The following is a 19,704-nucleotide window of genomic DNA, read 5'->3' as shown; positions in this document are numbered from 1 at the left end:
CCTAAAACAATGGATTCATTATTTCTTATTACAATCTTAGTTGTCATCATGGCCTTAGCATTTGATTTCATAAATGGTTTTCATGATACCGCAAACTCGATTGCGACTTCAGTATCAACCAAGGCATTGAAACCACGCCATGCAATTATTTTGGCTTCGGTAATGAACTTCGTAGGAGCGATGACCTTTACAGGTGTAGCCAAAACCATTACAAATGATATCATAAATCCTGCAAGTTTAGAGCAAATAGAAAATGGGACACTAGTCATTCTTGCTGCTTTAATTGCGGGTATTGCCTGGAATTTAATCACATGGTATTACGGTATACCTAGTAGCTCCTCCCACGCAATTATTGGGGCTGTTGCAGGTGCCGGGATTGCAGCAGCAGGATTTGGGGCTTTGAAAGCTGAAGGTGTTACAAAAATTGTAAAAGCATTAATTTTTTCACCATTACTAGCATTTGTAGTAGGATTTATTCTTTATAGTATTTTTAAGGTCGTATTTAAAAATAACAATTTATCCAAAACGAATCGGAACTTCCGCTTTATTCAAATTTTAACAGCAGCTTTACAGTCTTTCACACATGGAACAAACGATGCACAAAAAGCGATGGGAATCATTACAATGGCACTTATCGCAGGCGGATTCCAAAGTCCAGATTCTGATATCCAAACCTGGGTTCAAGTATCCTGTGCCACAGCAATGGGATTAGGTACTTCTGTAGGTGGTTGGAGAATCATAAAAACAGTCGGTGGCAAGATCATGAAAATTCGCCCCGTTAATGGAGTTGCGGCTGACTTAACAGGTGCAGCTGTTATCTTTGGTGCTTCTTATATCCATTTACCAGTAAGTACAACCCACGTTATTTCGTCTTCTATATTAGGTGTTGGTTCCGCTCATCGATTAAAAGGTGTTAAGTGGGGAACTGCACAACGGATGATCATAACTTGGTTTATCACATTACCAATTTCAGCCGGATTATCAGCATTAATTTTCTTACTATTAAACTTGATATTTTAAAAAAAGAAACCGGATGTATCTTTTCCGGTTTCTTTTTATTTAGCCGCTTTTCGAAACCACTCCGAAAAGAAATCAGCAATAAATACTAATATTAAATAACAAAAAAGAAGTAACGTAATCTCACTATAATGGAAAAAGCTCATACTAAGTTTGAACTCCTGTCCCAATCCGCCTGCACCAATAAAACCAACGACAATCGTCGTTCTCATAATAACTTCCCATCGATAAAAAATATAGGATAAAAACTTTGGCATTACCATAGGGAGAACACCATATAATAACATCTGTGCTTTATTTGCTCCGGCAGTAGACAAATTACGTACAGGCTTATGGTCCATTTCCTCAATTACTTCAGCACAGAGCTTTCCAAGAATTCCAAAGTTGTGAAGTGCTAATGCAAGAGCACCAGGAAGTAATCCAGGTTGTAATAAAAAGACAATCAGCATTGCCCAAATCAATTCTGGGACTGCCCTTGAAAAAATGTATGCAATACGAATAATACCAAAAGAAAGCCACTGCCAAAAGCTACTTGACGCTGTTAACGTACCATTAGCAAAATTACGTGCAGCAGGAATTACTGTTAGTAAGGTAACAATAGTAGCAATCCCAATGGCCATAACGCTCATTAGCAATGTTTCCCATGTTAAACCAATTGCAGTTTTCCAATAATCAAAATTAAGAAACGCAGGCTGCACTTCATTTAACCCTAGTAAACCAGTAAAAAATTTTAGCGCATATTGAGCATTTTCACTTGAAAAAAGCTTAAGTAAGCTAGCTTGTTGAACAAAAATGACATAATACCAGGAAGTACAAACTAATAAGGTAAAAATGTATATCGATAATCGATCAATTGAAAAATACCTCAGTAGAGCATGAGCAGAAAACTTAGAGTTATTAGAATTTCTTAACAATCCACTCCAAAGATCCACGATCACAACTAATAGGATGAGGAAGAATAAAAACGTCCAAACCTCGTCAAATTTCAAATCAGCCAAGGATAATTGGATTTGATACCCTAATCCGCCTAAACCGACAAAACTCATGATTGTTGAAGAACGAATCGCACATTCAAATCGGTATAACGTGTAGCTAAGCATATGATTCCAAACAAAAGGCAAATAGCCATAAAACAAGCATTTCCAATTCGAAGCTCCAGCTAATTTCAATGCCTGAATTGGTTGTTTAGGAACATCATTTAGTGCATCTGCAAGAATTCTTCCCAGTATACCACCATAAGGTATAGCCAAGGCAAAAATGGCTGCATAAGGTGACAATCCAAAGGAAGCAACGAATAACCATGCCCAAACGAGCTCATGAATCGCTCTAGTAAAGCTTAAAATCCCTCTAAAAATCCCAACCGAAACTTTTTTTAAAATCCGATTATTTGTAAGAATTCCCGATGCAAGTACCCCAGCAATGCTTCCGTATAAAATAGCTAATGTCATACCAGCAACGGCATAAACAACGGTAATCCAGGTAGACTCCAAGGCGATTTGGATAATTTCAAATGAAAGATTGGGCTGAAGGATACTTTTCAAAATTTGAATAATCATAACCCCACCACCGGGGTGAACTAAATCTTCATTCCAATTTATTGCAGTTAAGCTCCATAGAAAGATGAGTATTAAAAGTAAATTAATATAAAAACGTTTACGGCGATCAAAAGAGTCAATGATGTCATGCATCATGGGGATAGCTCCTTTAATCGATACAAATTAGTTAATTCTTCAGTTGTTACTTTTTCAGCAGGTAAGTCAAAAAAAAGCTTTCCATTTTTCAAAGCAATAATTCTCGTGAAATATTTTTTTGCGAATTCAACAGAGTGAAGGGTCGTAATAAGAGTTTGATTTTCTTCATCAGCTAGCTTCGTTAACATGGTCAGGATATCCTCAGAACGGGCAGGGTCCAAGGAAGAAACTGGCTCATCAGCTAATATAATTTCAGGTTTTTGAACAAGAAGACGCGCTAACGCAACACGCTGCTGTTCTCCACCAGAAAGAGTAGAAGTCCTAGCAAATATTTTATCCTCAATTCCAACTCGTTTTAACGCATTAAAGGCGATTTGTTTTTCTTGAGGATAGATTAAAGACCAAACGGACTTGAAAAATCCCCAATCCTTTAATCTCCCTGCTAAAACATTGTGAATCACAGGAAGGGAATCTACTAAATCGAATTGTTGACGAATAACACCTATTTTATTTGCAAGCTGTTTTTTCCTTTTCCAATACTCTAATGGGTGACCATCTATATCGACGCTTCCTTCTTCGAAAGGAAGGGAGCCAGTAAATAAGTTGAAAAGGGTCGTTTTCCCAGCTCCACTTGGACCAATAATGGCTATTTTCTCACCTTGTTTAATAATAAAAGAAAGGGAAGATAGTGATATCTTCCGCTCAAAGTTTTTACTTAAGTTTTTAACCTCTAGTTTATTTGAGGTAGTCATGATTTAAGATCACCTTCTATTTAATAATACCTAATTGCTTCGCAACTTGTTCGATTGCTTGATAATTTTCATTTTTAGTTTCGATAAAGTTGTCTGCTTGTAATAAAGTCATAACTTCACTATCATCCTTTGACATTGAAAGAATTGCTTCTTTTACTTTATCCTTCGTTCCTTCACCATACTTCTCATCTAACCCTTTGTTCACAGTCCAGTTATAGTCAAAATAAGGAGGAGTTGTGTAGAATACTTCCACTTTATTTACATCAACTAAACCTTCATTAACTGCTTTTTCCCAAACTGAAATATTAAGGGCACCAGCTTGATAAGCACCTGATTCAACTAACTTATACGTTGTATCATGTGAACCAGAAAAGTTTGGCTTTCCTTTGAAATCTGATTCGGGATTAAGACCATCTTCCATTATGAAGTATCGAGGCATTAAATGTCCAGAAGTCGAGCTTTCACTACCAAATGTAAAGCTGACATCTTTTAAATCAGCAAGACTGTTAATCGGCAAACCTTTTTGTTTAATAAAAACAGACTGGAACTTCTCATCGATTGGTCTTTGGGCAATAGCTTCTGATTCTGGTACTAAACTACGCGCTTGAACACCTGTTAGACCGCCAAACCAAGCTAACTGGATTTCACCACGTTCAAAGGCTGTTACTAATGCTGCATAATCAACTGCTGGAACGAATTTTACATTTAAATCTGTTTTTTCAGAAAGAATAGCAGCGAAATCCTCCATACTACGATTTAAATCAGCTACATTTTGATCTGGAATCATACCTATATTAAATACTTCTTTTTTTACATCTTTTTCGTCAGTTGTTTTTGTTGAATCTTCGCCTTGAGAACAAGCAACTAAACTCATTATTAGCATAATACTAAAGATATTTAGTAACCATTTTTTCAAATTAATAACCTCCAAATATGTAATATATACAAGTTAATTTTACAAAACTTAAACAGATAGACAATCAAGTTAACAAATATTTAACATATTGATGTTACAAATATGTGTAAATGATAATCCCTCTACTTGTATTGGCAATAGCCATTTTTCAATCATACTAAAGACAAACCAATATAACTAGTTTTTTTTACTTCCAATTACGTGGCAATTCAGACAGTTATGTGGAAGAAATAATTTTATTAATTATTGAGTGGGTTGGAAAACCTAAATTAATGAAAAAAACAAAAAGAAGGAGATTTTTTGTCCACATCAGATGAACAATTCATTAAAGTATGTTACATTATATTTACGGAAACCTATGATACATAAAGAAAGAAAGCGATTTCTTTTGTCCTCGTGGAAAATACAATTGTATTCCGTGTAATGACATTCAAAGTAATAAAGGAGGATGTTTTATGTCAAGCCACATATTAAATCAATTTTTATCAGAAAATCTAGAAGATCTAAAAAATAAAGGCTTATACAATGTTATTGATCCGTTAGAAAGCCCAAATGGTCCAATTATAAAAATTAAAGGACAAGAATTAATTAATCTCTCGTCTAATAACTATCTTGGATTGGCTACTGATGATCGTTTGAAAAATGCAGCCAAAGAATCGGTCGATAAGTATGGAGTTGGGGCTGGAGCAGTTCGCACCATAAACGGCACTTTGGAATTACATACTCGTTTAGAAGAGAAACTTGCAGAATTCAAACATACCGAAGCAGCGATTGCTTACCAATCAGGATTCAACTGTAATATGGCTGCCATCTCAGCTGTTATGGATAAAAACGACGCGATTCTCTCTGATGAATTAAATCACGCATCAATTATCGATGGCTGCCGATTATCTAGAGCAAAAATTATTCGAGTTAATCATTCAGACATGGATGATTTAAGAGCAAAAGCAAAAGAAGCGAAGGAGTCTGGCTTATATAACAAGATCATGGTTATTACTGACGGCGTTTTTTCCATGGATGGCGATATTGCCAAGTTACCTGAGATCGTGGAAATTGCAGAAGAGTTTGATTTAATTACGTATGTAGATGACGCTCATGGTTCAGGAGTACTTGGAAAAGGTGCTGGAACCGTTAAACATTTTGGACTATCAGATAAAATTGATTTTCAAATTGGAACTCTATCAAAAGCTATCGGCGTTGTTGGGGGGTATGTAGCAGGGAAGAAGGACTTAATTGATTGGTTAAAGGTTCGTAGTCGTCCATTCCTGTTCTCAACTTCATTAACTCCAGCTGATGTTGCAGCAAGTATCAGATCGATAGAGATTTTAATGGAAAGCACTGAATTAAACGAACGCCTTTGGGAAAACGGAGATTATTTGAAAAAAGGACTTAAGAGTCTTGGATTCAATATTGGCGATAGTGAAACACCTATTACGCCATGTATCATCGGGGATGAAGTGAAAACACAACAATTTAGTAAGAGATTATATGAAGAAGGCGTTTATGCAAAATCCATTGTTTTCCCAACCGTCGCAAAAGGTACTGGTCGGGTCCGTAATATGCCTTCAGCTGCTCACACGAAAGAAATGCTAGATCAAGCGATTTCTGTTTATGAAAAAGTGGGTAAAGAATTGGAAATTATTTAACAACAGACGATCAAGAATACTTCTTTGGAGGATTATATGAAAAAGATATTAATAACGGGAGCACTTGGACAAATCGGATCAGAACTTACTTTAACTCTTCGCGACATTTATGGCACAGATAATGTGGTGGCGACTGATATTCGTAAAAATGACAGTGAGGCTGCTAACAATGGACCATTTGAAATACTAGATGTTATGGATGGCCAAAAAATGGTCGACTTATCTAAAAAATATGAAGTAGATACAATCATTCATATGGCTGCACTTCTATCAGCAACTGCTGAGGCAAAACCTGTATTCGCTTGGAATTTGAATATGGGTGGGCTAATGAATGCGTTAGAAACGGCACGTGAACTAAATTGCCAGTTTTTCACACCAAGCTCAATAGGAGCATTTGGTCCAACGACACCGAAGGACAATACACCTCAAGACACGATTCAACGCCCTACAACCATGTATGGAGTGAATAAAGTAGCTGGGGAGTTGCTTGCAGATTACTACTATCATAAATATGGTGTAGATACACGTGGGTTACGTTTCCCTGGTCTGATTTCTTATGTAACCCCAGCAGGTGGTGGCACAACTGACTATGCAGTAGATATTTATTATGAGGCTATAAAAAATGGTAAATATACTTCTTATATTGATAAAGGAACGTATATGGATATGATGTATATGCCAGATGCCCTAAATGCCATTGTAAATCTAATGGAAGCAGATGCAAGTCACCTGAAGCATCGTAATTCTTTTAATGTGACCGCAATGAGCTTTGACCCAGAAGAGATCGCAGCTGAAATTAAAAAGCATATTCCTGGATTTGAAATTTCTTATGAAGTAGACCCTATCCGACAAGGTATTGCGAATAGCTGGCCGAATTCAATTGACGCCTCAGCAGCAAGAGAAGAGTGGGGCTTTAAAGCTGAATACGATCTAGCTAAAATGACTAAGGATATGTTGGAAAAACTGACTGTAAAATTAAAATAAATTTAGATATTGTAGGATTCACTCAAAATGGGTGGATCCTTTTTTGTTTATCGTAGAAAGTTTCACTAAATCTACATATGTTTTAAAAAAACTCAACATTATTTACTCCTCTCAAAACTACACTAATAAAGTAAGACATGCAGTAGGTGGGAGATATGTGCTATGAAAAAGCTAGCTAAAAAAACTAAACCAAAAATCAAATGGAAATCTCTGCTTCTTTCAATAATAGTACTAATTGTTATTTTACTTTTGCCCATACCCGAAGGTTTACCGATAGCAGGGAAAAGAGCATTGGCGGTATTAGCATTTGCCATTTTGTTATGGGTGACAGAAGCAGTCACATACCCAGTAAGTGCAGCGTTTATAATTGCGTTGTTAACCATTCTTTTAGGACTAAGTCCAACGCTTGATGGGAGCGAAGGTCTACTCGGGACCAAATTATCGTTAGAATGGGCACTTTCGGGATTTAGTAGTGCGGCGGTTGCATTAGTTGCAGGAGCTTTGTTTTTATCGGCAGCTATGCAAGAGACAGGCTTAGATCGTCGACTTGCATTAATTGTTCTATCAAAGGTTGGATCAACGATAAAGGGGATACTTTTAGGTGTTATTCTTGTTGGTATCTTACTGGCATTACTAATTCCAAGCCCGACAGCCAGAGTGGGAGCTATGATTCCGATAATTCTTGGGATGATGACAGCCTTTCAGCTACCCAAAAATAGCAAGCTTGCCGCTCTATTAATATTAGCTACCGCCCATACTGCGACCATTTGGAGTATAGGTATCAAAACAGCAACTGCCCAAAATATGGTAGGTTTGAATTTTATCGAAAAATCCTTTCCGCATAACGTCTCCTGGTTACAATGGTTTATCGCAGCGGCACCCTGGTCTCTCTTAATGTCCATCATTCTTTACATTGTATTGTTAATATTCATCAAACCTGATTCTAAAAGTATTGCTTCAGGAAAGGAAGTTGTTCGTAAGCAACTGAAAGAGATAGGACCGATTACAGGAGCGCAAATCCGGTTATTACTTTTATCTTTTCTTGCCTTAATACTTTGGGCAACAGAAGACAGTATACATCCATTTGATAGTACAACCATCATATTAATTGTGGTTGCATTAATGCTTGCTCCCGGTATTGGAGTTTTATCATGGGGAAATGTAGAAAAGCTCATACCATGGGGAACTATAATCTTATTCGCAGCAGGTATCTCTCTAGGAACAGTCTTATTAGAAACAAATGCGGCAACTTGGTTAGCAAGTTCATTTTTCGAAACATTTGGTTTAGAAAAACTGCCAATACTATTTATTGTCGCGATTCTAACTGCTTTTACAATATTAATCCACATTGGCTTTGCCAGTGCGACTAGTCTAGCCTCCACACTCATCCCCGTCGTCATTGCCTTTGTCCAGGGAATGGAGGTACCTGGCACTATTCAAGGAATGGGAATTGTCTTAATTACTCAATTTGCAGTAGGATTCGGATTTATCTTGCCAGTAAATGCACCACAAAATATGCTAGCATACAGCACTGAAACATTTGAAACGAAAGACTTCGTGAAAACAGGAATCGTCTTAACCATCATTGGCTATGGGCTCTTCATCCTCTTTAGCCTAACCTATTGGCGTTGGGTCGAACTACTTCCATAACATTAACGCTTTAAAGTACATGGGGACTGTCCCCAATGTCATTAACGCATTAAAGCAAAGAAGTCTTAACCACTGGGTTAAGACTTCTTTGCTTTAATTAACTACTATGAGCTTGTCCTTTTTAGTAAGGACTTTTCCAATAATAGCAGAGTGTGTTAACCCTTTATCGTGTAAGTCTTTTACGTATTGAACAGCTTCATCCTCAGATAAAGATACTAAGAGCCCACCCGAGGTAATCGCATCACATAGAACTAACTGTTCCTCTGTTGATAATGTCCCAAAGTTTATATCGCCCTCTAACCATTTTAAATTAGATTTAGACCCTCCAGGTACTACACCGTTGCGAGCAAGCTCGTAAGTCCCCTCCAAAACAGGAACTTTCTGATGATGTATTTCTAAGCTTACTTCACTTCCACGAGCCATTTCGCTTCCATGACCAAGTAGACCAAATCCAGTAACATCCGTTACAGCATGAGGGTGATATTTCTTTAAAGCTTCTGCAGCTGTTTTATTTAATGATGCCATTGTCGACGTTACGATTTCTTCTTGTTCAGCTGTTACTGCTCCGCGTTTAATTCCTGTCGTTAATATTCCTACCCCAATTGGTTTTGTAAGTACAAGTACATCCCCAGGAATAGCGCCGACATTTTTCCAAACCTTATCTGGGTGGACAATACCTGTCACGGATAATCCGAATTTAGGCTCTTGATCGTCAATCGAATGACCACCAACCGTTATGGCTCCCGCTTCTTTTACTTTAGCAGCCGCTCCGTTTAAAATTTGAGCTAATATTTCTGAACCCAATTTTTTAATCGGATAGCCAACGATATTTAGAACCGTTTTCGGTTCTCCACCCATGGCATACACATCGCTTAAGGCATTTGCCGCAGCGATTTGTCCGAACATATAGGGATCATCAACAATCGGAGTAAAATAATCTAATGTTTGAATAAGAGCAATCTCATCCGTTAATTGATACACACCTGCATCATCTGATGTCTCATGTCCTACAAGTAATTCAGGAACAGGATCTTGTTTTGGTAATAGACGCAAAACTTGCGCCAAGTCCTCAGGACCAATTTTACAGCCTCAACCAGCCTTTGTTGAAAAAGAGGTAAGGCGAATTTTTTCTTGCTCACTCATTTATATTCCACCTCCAAGGACTAGTATATCTCTAAATTGCCCAATTGGCCTAATAGAAACAAATAATTTGCGGAAAAATAGTACGTGTACTAAAATATCAATACATTCGCAAGTGTGAATATTCTTAAAACAGGAAATGAGGAGTGGGCCAAATGAGTAAGTATGAAGTAAAAGTTGAATTTTGCATGCAATGAAACTACGCACCAAAAGCCGCGAGGTTCGCGGAAGCTCTATTCAACCATTTCCGGCACAACATACCGAAGTTAGACTTAATTCCAAGCTCAGGTGGTGCTTTTGAAATCACCGTAAACGGAAACAAAATTTACTCCAAATTGGACACAGGGATTTTCCCAGATACACAAGAAATGATCCAAAAAATAGAAAATCTTTAACGCAATAAAGCGATGAGGGACAGTCCCTCATCGCTTTATTGCGTTATTATATTAAAGGAATATTTCGATTTATTTGTTTCACTTGGTGTATTTTAGATATGACAATTTCTAGTATTTCATTAGAAAAAGTAGCTTCCACTTTTTGAGAATTAATATGGAAGGGAAAGCTTAATATTCGTTCCTTCGGATTTTTAGATGAGTTTACTTTAATGACAACACTTGAAACATCCAAGTTAACATCAATTTGTGAGGAGAGATGCTGAGGTAGCATGGCTTCAATAATCACTTCAGTTTCTGAATCGTATAGCTCCACTCGGAACTGGGTTTGATCCAAAATGGATGTGAAAGGATCTAGAAAATAGGATTCCAACCATTTTTCCCACAAATCGGTTTGGAAAGGCTTCTCGTTTTTCTTCGAATTCATAATGATTCGCTCCTTTCATCCATATCATATTCTGATAATAAAAAAGTGATATAATGGAAGGGAATTATATTCAAAGGAGTTTTCGATGTGAGAGAATGGCTTCGTTCCATCCCTGCTGTACATGAATTAAAAGCAAATCAACGATACAAGGATATTCTTTTCCATTCTGGTTTAGACGAGATAGAACTAACGAAACAGCTTCGTTCCATCATCGATTCTGTCAGAGAACAATTTTTACAAGAAACCTGGACAGGTTCAAATCCTGCGTCTGAATTATTTATTGATGAAGTTTTCACATTATTAACATCCAAAGTAACCAAAAGCTATGACTATACTTTAAAAAGGGTCATCAATGCTACTGGTACGATTCTACATACAAATTTAGGGAGAGCAAGATTAAGTCAAAATGCGATTGACCATGTGGTTGAAACCGCTAGACATTATTCCAACTTGGAATATAAGTTAGAAGAAGGAGAGAGAGGCTCTCGCCATACCCATGTTGAATCCTTAGTTAAACTACTAACTGGTGCTGAAGCTGCAATGGTCGTTAACAATAATGCCGCAGCGATTTATTTAATTCTGAGAGCTCTAACAAGTAAAAAGGAAGTCATTGTCTCTAGAGGACAGTTAGTTGAAATTGGTGGTTCCTTTCGAATTTCTTCCATTATGGAAGAGAGTGGAGCAAATCTCGTTGAAGTTGGTACTACAAATAAAACACATTTATATGACTATGAGAATGCCATTAATGAACAAACAAGAATGATATTAAAGGTACATACTTCTAATTTCAAAACGATTGGCTTTACTAAAACCGTTGAAACTGACCAGTTGGCAGAGCTTGCTTCTAGACATGAGGAGATTATTTTTTATGAAGACCTAGGTAGTGGTGTCCTTTATGATTTTAGTCATCATGGGATAGGCGATGAACCGGTCGTAAAAAAGGTCATTGAGATGGGTGCGGATATTGTATCTTTTAGTGGAGATAAGCTTTTAGGTGGGCCGCAGGCAGGAATCATCGCAGGAAAAAAAGTATTAATTGACCAGTTAAAAAAACATCAGCTTGCACGAGTGTTACGCGTTGATAAAATGACTTTAGCTGGACTTGAGGGTACCTTATTAGATTACTTAAAAGGGGAGAAGGGAAGAAAGAATATCCCTGCTTTCCGAGACATGATGGTTACAAGGGATGAGTTACATATTCGAAGTGGAAAGTTGATGAATCAAATTTCGACCTTAGCACCTCAGTTTATGGTTACTCTTAGAGATGATTTTAGCCAAGTAGGTGGGGGGACGATGCCTGAGGTAAAGCTTCCGACGATTTTACTTGGATTAAAGCATAAAGAAATGTCTTCAGCTACATTAGCAAAGAAATTAAGAGCGGAACACGAACCTGCTATTGTAGTTAGGATCCAAAACGAAGAGCTACTTATTGATTTACGTACTGTTGAAATTAGGGAAGAAGAAATAATATTAAACGCTTTAATTCAATTAGGAAACTAAAAATATTCTTTTAAAGCTACAGGCATAGACCTGTAGCTTTCCTATTTCTATAATACGTAAACCAGCTACATATCATGATGGGAATTATGTTTTTGGCGTGTATGATTTCGGTTTTTAACTTTTTTAGATCCACTTAAAGGTTCTGGTTGACCAGATTGTTTTGGAGCATTTTTGCGCATATCCTTACCATCGTTTTTATTTGTCATAAGTTTATCCCTCCTAAAAGTTAGGATGTGAAGCAGGCTTTTTTTTATTCTAAATTAAATCCTGAATAATTTTCTTCACAATGCGCAATTTAACTTTACACATTTCAACAAGGAGTGAGACATTATGCCATATCACAAGGATAAACAACAAGCCTTTCAAGCAGCTCAACAAGGAGTAGAGGATGCACAAGAACTATATCATGAAATTGTGCGTGATAGTGCCAGCTATGGTCATCAATTAAAGCATCTTCAACAAGAAGTAAATGAAGCATATCAGCAAATTGAAAATGCATTAGAGGTTGCATCCGAGCACCAAAGAGCTCAATTAGAAAGATTCCAGCAAGACTTACAACAGATGGTAAGTGAAGTAAATTTAGATTAACTTTTAACCCCCACTTAAATAAGTGGGGGTTTTATTGCCTATGCCTACAATACAACAGTCCCTTTAATAAAAGGGACCAAGTCATCCTTATTGATTTTTTTTCCGCTTTTTATTATTTTGCTTTTGAGCCTCAGTTAATGGTTCATTAGAGAACTCTTCATTATACCCAGCACCCATCCCTTGAGAACTTGCAGCGTTAGCTCCAGGAATAACATGATTTGCTTTACGTTTAGCCATAAGATGCACCTCCTTTATGAACATAGGTTTTCCAAAGGAAGGGAAAACATTTGCATTCCATCCCGTTTTTTTCAATAATAGTGAGGGAATGTTTTTTTACAAAAATGGTTTGAAAAAATCATCACAGTAAAAAAATTACATAACTACTTGATACATCTATGTTTACAGGGTACACGATAAGTTAATCTTATCAAATTCTATAACATTCTTGTTATTTACTTATGTAAATGGTTGTATTAAGATAAGAATTGTAAGAAAAGTTAGGATGGATGGGAATATTCCAACTTTTCGGCATTTATTTAGTTTCATATTGTCAAGGGGGTACGAATGATGTCAAAAGATGTTTTTAACGCACGTAGTTCTTTTGAACTAAACGGCAAACGTTATCATTACTACAAATTAGCAGCACTAGAAGATGCTGGTATTAAAAATGTTTCAAATCTACCTTATTCTATTAAAGTGTTACTTGAATCGGTTCTTCGTCAACATGATGGACGCGTTATTACAAAGGAACACGTTGAAAACTTAGCAAAATGGGGAACTAGCGAAGTGAAGGAAGTGGATGTACCATTCAAGCCTTCTCGTGTTATTCTTCAAGACTTTACAGGTGTACCGGCAGTAGTAGACCTTGCTTCTTTACGTAAAGCAATGGCTGATATGGGCGGAGATCCTGATAAAATTAATCCAGAAAAAACAGTTGATCTAGTTATCGACCACTCTGTACAAGTCGATCAATACGGATCAGCCGACTCTTTAGAAGCTAACATGGTTTTAGAATTCGAACGTAACGCAGAGCGTTATCAATTCCTAAGCTGGGCACAAAAAGCTTTCAACAACTACCGTGCTGTTCCACCTGCTACTGGTATCGTTCACCAAGTTAACCTTGAGTTCCTTGCTGACGTTGTTCATGTTCAAGAGAATGCAGACGGTGAATTAGAAGCTTATCCAGATACATTAGTAGGAACTGACTCTCATACGACAATGATCAACGGGATTGGTGTTCTTGGATGGGGTGTAGGTGGTATTGAAGCTGAAGCAGGAATGCTAGGTCAACCATCATACTTCCCAGTTCCAGAGGTTGTTGGGGTTAAATTAACAGGCGATCTTCCTAACGGAGCAACTGCTACTGACTTAGCTTTAAAAGTAACTCAAGTTTTACGTAGCCAAGGTGTTGTAGGTAAATTCGTTGAGTTCTTCGGTCCTGGAGTTCCTTCATTACCATTAGCAGACCGTGCGACAGTTGCTAACATGGCACCTGAATACGGCGCAACTTGTGGATTCTTCCCAGTTGATGCTGAAGCCCTTGATTACTTACGTCTAACTGGACGTGATGAAGAACAAATTCAAGTTGTTGAACAATATTGTAAAGCAAATGGCTTATTCTTTGATCCAAGCTTTGAGCCAGTTTATACAAATGTCATTGAAATCGATCTTTCAATTATTGAAGCAAACCTTTCTGGTCCTAAGCGCCCGCAAGACTTAATTCCTCTTTCTAACATGAAAGAAGAGTTTGTTAAAGCGGTTAGTGCACCACAAGGTAACCAAGGATTTGGTTTAAATGCTGATGAGCTTAATAAAGGTGTAACTGTTAACTTTGCAAACGGTGATCAAACAGAGATGAAAACAGGTGCTGTAGCAATCGCATCTATCACAAGCTGTACGAACACTTCTAACCCATATGTACTTGTAGGTGCTGGTTTAGTTGCAAAGAAAGCTGTAGAGCTTGGTTTAGAAGTTCCTAAATTTGTTAAAACTTCTTTAGCACCAGGATCTAAAGTTGTTACTGGTTACCTTCGTGATTCCGGATTACTTCCATATCTTGAGCAATTAGGCTTCAACCTAGTTGGTTATGGCTGTACAACATGTATCGGTAACTCCGGTCCATTAAAAGACGAAATCGAAAAAGCTGTTGCAGAAAGCGATTTACTTGTTACATCTGTCCTTTCTGGTAACCGTAACTTCGAAGGACGTATCCATCCTTTAGTAAAAGCTAACTACTTAGCTTCACCACCACTTGTAGTTGCTTATGCTCTTGCTGGAAATGTAAATATCGACCTTCAAAAAGAAGCAATCGGTAAAGATAAAAATGGCAATGACGTTTTCTTAAGTGATATTTGGCCAACAACTGCAGAAGTTGCTGATGTGGTTAAACAAACAGTAACTCCTGAGTTATTCCGTAGCGAATATGCAAATGTATTTGGTGACAATGCTCGTTGGAACGAAATTAAAACAAGCAATGAGCCATTATATACTTTTGATGAGAACTCTACTTACATCCAAAACCCTCCATTCTTTGAAGGGTTAACAGCAGAGCCAGGTGAAGTTAAGCCATTATCAGGTCTTCGCGTAGTAGCTAAATTTGGAGACTCTGTAACAACTGACCACATTTCTCCTGCAGGTGCTATCGGTAAAAATACACCAGCTGGTAAATATCTATTAGAAAATGGCGTTGAGCCACGTGATTTCAACTCATACGGTTCTCGTCGTGGTAACCATGAAGTAATGATGCGTGGTACATTCGCAAACATCCGTATTCGTAACCAAATCGCTCCAGGTACAGAAGGTGGCGTAACTACTTACTGGCCAACTGGCGAAATTACACCAATCTATGATGCTTGTATGCAATACAAAGCGGACGGAACAGGCTTAGTAGTATTTGCTGGTAAAGACTATGGAATGGGATCTTCTCGTGACTGGGCAGCAAAAGGAACGAACCTACTAGGAATCAAAACAGTTATTGCTGAAAGCTTTGAGCGTATCCACCGTTCTAACCTTGTGTTAATGGGTGTTTTACCTCTTCAATTCAAGGATGGCGAAAGTGCTGATACTTTAGGCTTAACTGGTAAAGAATCAATCGACGTTCAAGTTGATGAAAATGTAAAACCACGTGACCTTCTAAAAGTTACAGCCACTGATGAAGCTGGAAACAAGAAAGAGTTTGAAGTTCTAGTTCGTTTCGACTCAGAAGTTGAAATTGACTACTACCGTCATGGTGGAATTCTTCCAATGGTGTTACGTGAAAAATTAAAAGCATAATAATTAAAAGGCCGCCTTACTTTTATGTAGGGCGGTTTATTTTTACGAACATTCATTTTGTAATATTATCCTCACAACCCGTAAAACTTATGAAAAACATATAATTAAAAAGAATCATTTTTTTATATCTCAAAAAAAATATTCATGTTAAAATAGGCAAGAATATTTAGAAGTTTCACAAATGGGAGGAGTCAAAAAGCTTTATGACAGAATCATTTTTACAATCCGTTTCATACGAAAATGGAACTTTAACCATTTTAGACCAAACGAAATTACCAAACCTAACAGAATTTATTAAAATAGATCGAATTGAAGATGCATGGGATGCCATTAAACAATTAAAGGTTCGTGGAGCCCCAGCTATTGGAATTGCTGCTGCATATGGTTTGTTGCTAGGAATTCAACACGCTACTGAAGAAAACTTCGATAATTTTTATGAAGATTTTCAAAAGCATTCAAACTATCTCTCCACGTCAAGACCAACAGCAGTCAATTTATTTTGGGCCTTAAAACGCATGAATGAACGAGTTCTCAAAGAAAAAGAAAAACCAATATCCTCCATAAAGAATGCTTTAGAAGAGGAAGCACATCTAATTCGTCAAGAGGATGAAGAGGTATGTCGCTCCATTGGTGAGCACGCCTTAACTTTATTTCATGATGGAATAGGTGTCCTTACTCATTGTAATGCAGGTGGAATTGCTACAGCAAAATACGGAACTGCATTAGCTCCGATGTATTTAGCAAAAGAAAAAGGCTGGAATATCAAAGTATACGCCGATGAAACACGTCCCTTGCTTCAAGGAGCTCGTTTAACAACTTGGGAGCTCCAACAGGCTGGAATTGACGTTACCCTAATCACAGATAGTATGGCAGCTATGGTTATGAGTAAGGGATGGATACAAGCAGTCATAGTTGGCTGTGACCGCGTAGCTGCAAATGGTGATGTTGCTAACAAAATTGGAACGTATGGTGTTGCGCTTCTAGCTAAAGCTCATAATATCCCGTTTTATGTAGCTGCACCTATTTCAACTATTGATTTATCGACACAAACTGGTCAGGATATACCGATTGAAGAAAGAAATGCCGAAGAAATCACAGAAGGTTTTGGGACCCTCACAGCACCTGTAGGTGTTAAAGTCTTTAACCCTGCTTTTGATGTTACCCCAGCTGAATTCATAACGGCCATTATTACCGAAAAGGGTGTACTAAAAGGGAATTATCAAGAAGAACTACCAAAGTTATTCCTATAAACGGTTGAAAGCAGGGAAATCATGATTTCAGAAATCAAACTAAAATCACAAGTGTGTGAAATCGGAAAAAGAATTTATGAAAAAGGCTTTGTTGCCTCCAATGATGGCAATATTTCCGTTCGAATTGATGAGGATACCTTCCTAGTAACTCCTACAGGTGTTAGTAAAGGGTTTATGACACCAGAAATGTTAATTAAAGTTGATGGTGACGGCAATCTCTTAGAAGGAGAACGAAAGCCGACTTCCGAAATTAAAATGCATCTTCGAGTTTACAAAGAACGTCCTGAAATAAAATCAGTTGTTCATGTTCATCCTCCGTATGCAACTGCTTTTGCCATTGCAGGTGTTCCTTTAGATCAAGCGACAATGCCGGAATCGATTGTTACACTTGGAACCATTCCAATCGCGGAATATGGTACACCTTCGACTGATGAACTGGCTTCTGCTATTAGTCCATTTATCCTTAATCATAATGGTGCCTTATTAGAAAACCACGGAGCCTTAACATGGGGAGAAAATTTAGATCAAGCTTATTTTCTAATGGAATCGCTTGAATTTTGTGCAAAGGTTAATTGGATTGCAAGGCAAATGAACGGAGATCGTGAATTAAACACGACAAATGTTGATCGTCTCCTTGAGATCAAGCGTCACCTAGGAAAGGAAAGTGCGTCACCAAGTGGAGTTCAAACAGCTAGTAACGCGCATGCAGAGAAAATAACCCCACCACTTGAGCGAAGCCTGACAGCAAAAGATATTGATTTGATTGTTGAAAAAGTGACTCAAGCAGTTGTTAAGTTATTAAAATAAAATTATTAGGGACTAGTGACAGTCCCTTTTTTGACTTTGCAGATTATTTCTATTAAATTAATGCTAAATGACGTTAACGAAAGATGTTTACTGAATCGTCACATTTATCGTCATTTAGTACATTGTGCTAACTACATTATCCTTGTTAATATAGGGTAAATGATATCGAGTTAGCAATGCATAAAGGAGGTCAAAGCAAATGATTAAAAAAGTAATTGCTGCGGTAGTACTGATTGCTTTATTTACAGTGGCTATTGTCCAAGCAATGGATAAACCAGCTGAAAAGAACGCATCTGTTTCAACAAAAAGTGTAGGAATTTCTACAGGTGTCAAAGCGCCTGATTTTGAACTTAATCAATTAGATGGTAAAAAAGTGAAGCTTTCAGATTTACAAGGGAAAAAGGTTATTTTAAACTTCTGGGCTACTTGGTGCCCTCCATGTAAAGCTGAAATGCCAGAAATGCAAAAGTATTTCGAAGAAAGTCCAAAAGACGTCGTTATTCTTGCTGTAAATATTGATCCACAATTAGACGTTCAAAGTTTTGTAGATGAGATGGGCATTACATTTCCAATTCCGTTAGACGAAGAGGATGATGTAAACTCTATTTACCAAGTAATTTCCATTCCAACTACTTATTTTATTGATACAAAAGGAATCATTCAATATAAACATATTGGTGCCATGACGTACGACTTAATGAAAAATAACGTCAAAAACATGAATTAACATGCAAAGAACTTAACATATAAGAGAACTTAACTTATATGTTAAGTTCTATTTTTTTGCTAAATAATAAATCTGTAAGTGCTAAATTTTCAAAAAGTTGTAATAATTATAACCGTTTCTGGGCATAATAACTGTTATCATAGGAAATAAGGAAGGTGAACAACAATGAGAAAACCTAGAAAACGCTCCTTTGCTGAACTTGTATTAGAAAACAAACGTCAACTTATGAAAGATCGCGATGCGTTAGATAGAATTGAAGAACGACTTGAAGAAAAGCGTTTAGGCAAAGCAGAGTAACCAAACAATTCCAATCATGTCTTTTCTCCGAAAAGGGAATACTCCTAATGAGGAGGGATAATCATGAGTAATATGAAAGGGCAACATCCAAAACAGTTTAAGCCAGATCATATAGGTACACAACCTAGAGGATTCGGTGGAAATAAAGGAAAAAAGATGCAGGATACGTCAGGAAAACATGCGCAAGTAATCCAAACAAAAGGTGAATAATTAAACATCACTTTTTTAAAAACTCACTAGCTCTTACGGCTAGTGAGTTTTATTTTAGTAAAATATAATTTATGTATGGATTGAAAAACTTCATTATACCCAAAAATTATCTGTGTGACAGAGGCACTTTCATCACATACTATTTTTGTACCAGCAAACATCATCGAGGAGGAAATAAAATGGCATATAATAACAAACCAAAACCTGATGACCGTTCTGACAACGCAGAAAAGCTTCAATCCATGATCCAAGACACGATTCAGAATATGGAAGAAGCGGAAGAGTCATTAGAATTTGCAAACGATGACACACAACGTGCTCAAATTGAAGCAAAAAATGAAAGACGTCGAGATAGCATTGATGCTATGCGTGCAGAAGTTAAAGACGAGTCCAATGCTCAAGGGAACCAATACGAATAGCCAATAAAAAAGAGAGAG

The 19,704-nt window shown here is 37.3% G+C and carries 20 protein-coding genes and 1 pseudogene; 14 read left to right on the top strand and 7 right to left on the bottom strand.

Annotated features, from left to right (window positions below):
- Nucleotides 1–9: 9 nt before the first annotated feature.
- On the top strand, nt 10–1,020 hold the full coding sequence (locus LRP83_RS00600) for an inorganic phosphate transporter (protein WP_230494722.1): 1,011 nt from the start codon (nt 10–12) through the stop codon (nt 1,018–1,020).
- A 35-nt stretch (nt 1,021–1,055) separates the two neighbouring features.
- Here the strand turns inward: LRP83_RS00600 and LRP83_RS00595 are convergent, their stop codons facing one another.
- From LRP83_RS00595 to LRP83_RS00585, 3 genes are read right to left on the bottom strand one after another with little or no spacing between them, the layout of a single operon-like run.
- Nucleotides 1,056–2,708, bottom strand: coding sequence for a PhnE/PtxC family ABC transporter permease (locus tag LRP83_RS00595; RefSeq protein WP_230494721.1), 1,653 nt, complete (start codon nt 2,706–2,708; stop codon nt 1,056–1,058).
- Nucleotides 2,705–3,460, bottom strand: coding sequence for a phosphonate ABC transporter ATP-binding protein (locus LRP83_RS00590; protein WP_230494720.1), 756 nt, complete (start codon nt 3,458–3,460; stop codon nt 2,705–2,707). The genes LRP83_RS00595 and LRP83_RS00590 overlap by 4 nt, the downstream gene beginning before the upstream one ends.
- A 16-nt stretch (nt 3,461–3,476) precedes the next feature.
- Entirely contained in the window at nt 3,477–4,376 is a 900-nt protein-coding gene (locus LRP83_RS00585) for a putative selenate ABC transporter substrate-binding protein (protein ID WP_230494719.1), read from the bottom strand.
- Nucleotides 4,377–4,831: 455 nt separating this feature from the next.
- Here LRP83_RS00585 and LRP83_RS00580 point away from each other — a divergent pair, with 455 nt between their 5' ends.
- The 3 genes from LRP83_RS00580 to LRP83_RS00570 all read left to right on the top strand — a co-directional run bounded on the left by LRP83_RS00580 (nt 4,832) and on the right by LRP83_RS00570 (nt 8,656).
- A complete protein-coding gene (locus tag LRP83_RS00580; RefSeq protein WP_230494718.1) occupies nt 4,832–6,022 on the top strand; it encodes a glycine C-acetyltransferase in 1,191 nt (396 codons plus the stop codon).
- Nucleotides 6,023–6,058: 36 nt separating this feature from the next.
- The gene (locus LRP83_RS00575; protein WP_230494717.1) at nt 6,059–7,006 is read left to right on the top strand and encodes an L-threonine 3-dehydrogenase; all 948 of its coding nucleotides are present in this window, start codon (nt 6,059–6,061) and stop codon (nt 7,004–7,006) included.
- A gap of 162 nt (nt 7,007–7,168) precedes the next feature.
- On the top strand, nt 7,169–8,656 hold the full coding sequence (locus tag LRP83_RS00570; protein ID WP_230494716.1) for a DASS family sodium-coupled anion symporter: 1,488 nt from the start codon (nt 7,169–7,171) through the stop codon (nt 8,654–8,656).
- A gap of 93 nt (nt 8,657–8,749) precedes the next feature.
- On the opposite strand, the gene selD is transcribed toward LRP83_RS00570, so the two are convergent.
- Nucleotides 8,750–9,799, bottom strand: a complete 1,050-nt coding sequence (selD, locus tag LRP83_RS00565; protein WP_230494715.1) for a selenide, water dikinase SelD — start codon at nt 9,797–9,799, stop codon at nt 8,750–8,752.
- Nucleotides 9,800–10,005: 206 nt separating this feature from the next.
- Here selD and LRP83_RS23290 point away from each other — a divergent pair.
- Nucleotides 10,006–10,191: pseudogene (locus tag LRP83_RS23290) on the top strand (Rdx family protein); the annotation flags it as partial.
- A 46-nt stretch (nt 10,192–10,237) separates the two neighbouring features.
- On the opposite strand, the gene LRP83_RS00560 reads toward LRP83_RS23290, so the two are convergent.
- Entirely contained in the window at nt 10,238–10,615 is a 378-nt protein-coding gene (locus tag LRP83_RS00560; RefSeq protein WP_230494714.1) for an Hsp20/alpha crystallin family protein, read from the bottom strand.
- A gap of 87 nt (nt 10,616–10,702) precedes the next feature.
- On the opposite strand from LRP83_RS00560, the gene selA reads away from it, so the two are divergent.
- Complete coding sequence (gene selA, locus LRP83_RS00555) at nt 10,703–12,115, top strand: L-seryl-tRNA(Sec) selenium transferase (protein ID WP_230494713.1); 1,413 nt, start codon at nt 10,703–10,705, stop codon at nt 12,113–12,115.
- 65 nt (nt 12,116–12,180) lie between these two features.
- Here the strand turns inward: selA and LRP83_RS00550 are convergent, their stop codons facing one another.
- Entirely contained in the window at nt 12,181–12,321 is a 141-nt protein-coding gene (locus LRP83_RS00550; protein ID WP_230494712.1) for a small acid-soluble spore protein P, read from the bottom strand.
- 124 nt (nt 12,322–12,445) lie between these two features.
- On the opposite strand from LRP83_RS00550, the gene LRP83_RS00545 reads away from it, so the two are divergent.
- On the top strand, nt 12,446–12,703 hold the full coding sequence (locus LRP83_RS00545) for a DUF2524 family protein (protein WP_230494711.1): 258 nt from the start codon (nt 12,446–12,448) through the stop codon (nt 12,701–12,703).
- Nucleotides 12,704–12,790: 87 nt separating this feature from the next.
- Here LRP83_RS00545 and sspO read toward each other — a convergent pair whose 3' ends face one another.
- The gene (gene sspO, locus LRP83_RS00540; RefSeq protein ID WP_230494710.1) at nt 12,791–12,940 is read right to left on the bottom strand and encodes a small acid-soluble spore protein SspO; all 150 of its coding nucleotides are present in this window, start codon (nt 12,938–12,940) and stop codon (nt 12,791–12,793) included.
- Between the two features lie 327 nt (nt 12,941–13,267).
- Between sspO and acnA the strand changes: the two genes are divergently transcribed.
- From acnA to tlp, 7 genes are all read left to right on the top strand, one after another.
- Nucleotides 13,268–15,976, top strand: a complete 2,709-nt coding sequence (gene acnA, locus LRP83_RS00535; protein WP_230494709.1) for an aconitate hydratase AcnA — start codon at nt 13,268–13,270, stop codon at nt 15,974–15,976.
- A gap of 203 nt (nt 15,977–16,179) precedes the next feature.
- On the top strand, nt 16,180–17,226 hold the full coding sequence (mtnA, locus tag LRP83_RS00530) for an S-methyl-5-thioribose-1-phosphate isomerase (RefSeq protein ID WP_230494708.1): 1,047 nt from the start codon (nt 16,180–16,182) through the stop codon (nt 17,224–17,226).
- A gap of 21 nt (nt 17,227–17,247) precedes the next feature.
- Nucleotides 17,248–18,033 carry a class II aldolase/adducin family protein gene (locus tag LRP83_RS00525; protein WP_230494707.1) on the top strand — a complete coding sequence of 262 codons (786 nt, stop codon included), beginning with the start codon at nt 17,248–17,250 and terminating at the stop codon, nt 18,031–18,033.
- 199 nt (nt 18,034–18,232) lie between these two features.
- Nucleotides 18,233–18,760, top strand: a complete 528-nt coding sequence (locus LRP83_RS00520) for a redoxin domain-containing protein (protein ID WP_230494706.1) — start codon at nt 18,233–18,235, stop codon at nt 18,758–18,760.
- Between the two features lie 165 nt (nt 18,761–18,925).
- On the top strand, nt 18,926–19,057 hold the full coding sequence (locus LRP83_RS00515) for an FbpB family small basic protein (RefSeq protein WP_230494705.1): 132 nt from the start codon (nt 18,926–18,928) through the stop codon (nt 19,055–19,057).
- 63 nt (nt 19,058–19,120) lie between these two features.
- A complete protein-coding gene (locus LRP83_RS00510) occupies nt 19,121–19,267 on the top strand; it encodes an acid-soluble spore protein N (protein WP_230494704.1) in 147 nt (48 codons plus the stop codon).
- Between the two features lie 179 nt (nt 19,268–19,446).
- A complete protein-coding gene (gene tlp, locus LRP83_RS00505) occupies nt 19,447–19,686 on the top strand; it encodes a small acid-soluble spore protein Tlp (protein WP_230494703.1) in 240 nt (79 codons plus the stop codon).
- Nucleotides 19,687–19,704 lie beyond the last annotated feature (18 nt).

Source organism: Pseudoneobacillus rhizosphaerae, assembly GCF_917563885.1.
Classification (GTDB): domain Bacteria; phylum Bacillota; class Bacilli; order Bacillales; family Cytobacillaceae; genus Pseudoneobacillus; species Pseudoneobacillus rhizosphaerae.
This window is presented reverse-complemented; position numbering and strand designations above follow the sequence as displayed.

What these genes read in the sequence shown, in the direction of transcription:
- LRP83_RS00600 (WP_230494722.1), top strand. Translation starts at nt 10, where the DNA reads ATGGATTCATTATTTCTTATTACAATCTTAGTTGTCATCATGGCCTTA.
- LRP83_RS00595 (WP_230494721.1), bottom strand. Translation starts at nt 2,708, where the DNA reads ATGATGCATGACATCATTGACTCTTTTGATCGCCGTAAACGTTTTTAT.
- LRP83_RS00590 (WP_230494720.1), bottom strand. Translation starts at nt 3,460, where the DNA reads ATGACTACCTCAAATAAACTAGAGGTTAAAAACTTAAGTAAAAACTTT.
- LRP83_RS00580 (WP_230494718.1), top strand. Translation starts at nt 4,832, where the DNA reads ATGTCAAGCCACATATTAAATCAATTTTTATCAGAAAATCTAGAAGAT.
- LRP83_RS00575 (WP_230494717.1), top strand. Translation starts at nt 6,059, where the DNA reads ATGAAAAAGATATTAATAACGGGAGCACTTGGACAAATCGGATCAGAA.
- LRP83_RS00570 (WP_230494716.1), top strand. Translation starts at nt 7,169, where the DNA reads ATGAAAAAGCTAGCTAAAAAAACTAAACCAAAAATCAAATGGAAATCT.
- LRP83_RS00560 (WP_230494714.1), bottom strand. Translation starts at nt 10,615, where the DNA reads ATGAATTCGAAGAAAAACGAGAAGCCTTTCCAAACCGATTTGTGGGAA.
- LRP83_RS00550 (WP_230494712.1), bottom strand. Translation starts at nt 12,321, where the DNA reads ATGACAAATAAAAACGATGGTAAGGATATGCGCAAAAATGCTCCAAAA.
- LRP83_RS00545 (WP_230494711.1), top strand. Translation starts at nt 12,446, where the DNA reads ATGCCATATCACAAGGATAAACAACAAGCCTTTCAAGCAGCTCAACAA.
- sspO (WP_230494710.1), bottom strand. Translation starts at nt 12,940, where the DNA reads ATGGCTAAACGTAAAGCAAATCATGTTATTCCTGGAGCTAACGCTGCA.
- acnA (WP_230494709.1), top strand. Translation starts at nt 13,268, where the DNA reads ATGATGTCAAAAGATGTTTTTAACGCACGTAGTTCTTTTGAACTAAAC.
- mtnA (WP_230494708.1), top strand. Translation starts at nt 16,180, where the DNA reads ATGACAGAATCATTTTTACAATCCGTTTCATACGAAAATGGAACTTTA.
- LRP83_RS00525 (WP_230494707.1), top strand. Translation starts at nt 17,248, where the DNA reads ATGATTTCAGAAATCAAACTAAAATCACAAGTGTGTGAAATCGGAAAA.
- LRP83_RS00520 (WP_230494706.1), top strand. Translation starts at nt 18,233, where the DNA reads ATGATTAAAAAAGTAATTGCTGCGGTAGTACTGATTGCTTTATTTACA.
- LRP83_RS00515 (WP_230494705.1), top strand. Translation starts at nt 18,926, where the DNA reads ATGAGAAAACCTAGAAAACGCTCCTTTGCTGAACTTGTATTAGAAAAC.
- LRP83_RS00510 (WP_230494704.1), top strand. Translation starts at nt 19,121, where the DNA reads ATGAGTAATATGAAAGGGCAACATCCAAAACAGTTTAAGCCAGATCAT.
- tlp (WP_230494703.1), top strand. Translation starts at nt 19,447, where the DNA reads ATGGCATATAATAACAAACCAAAACCTGATGACCGTTCTGACAACGCA.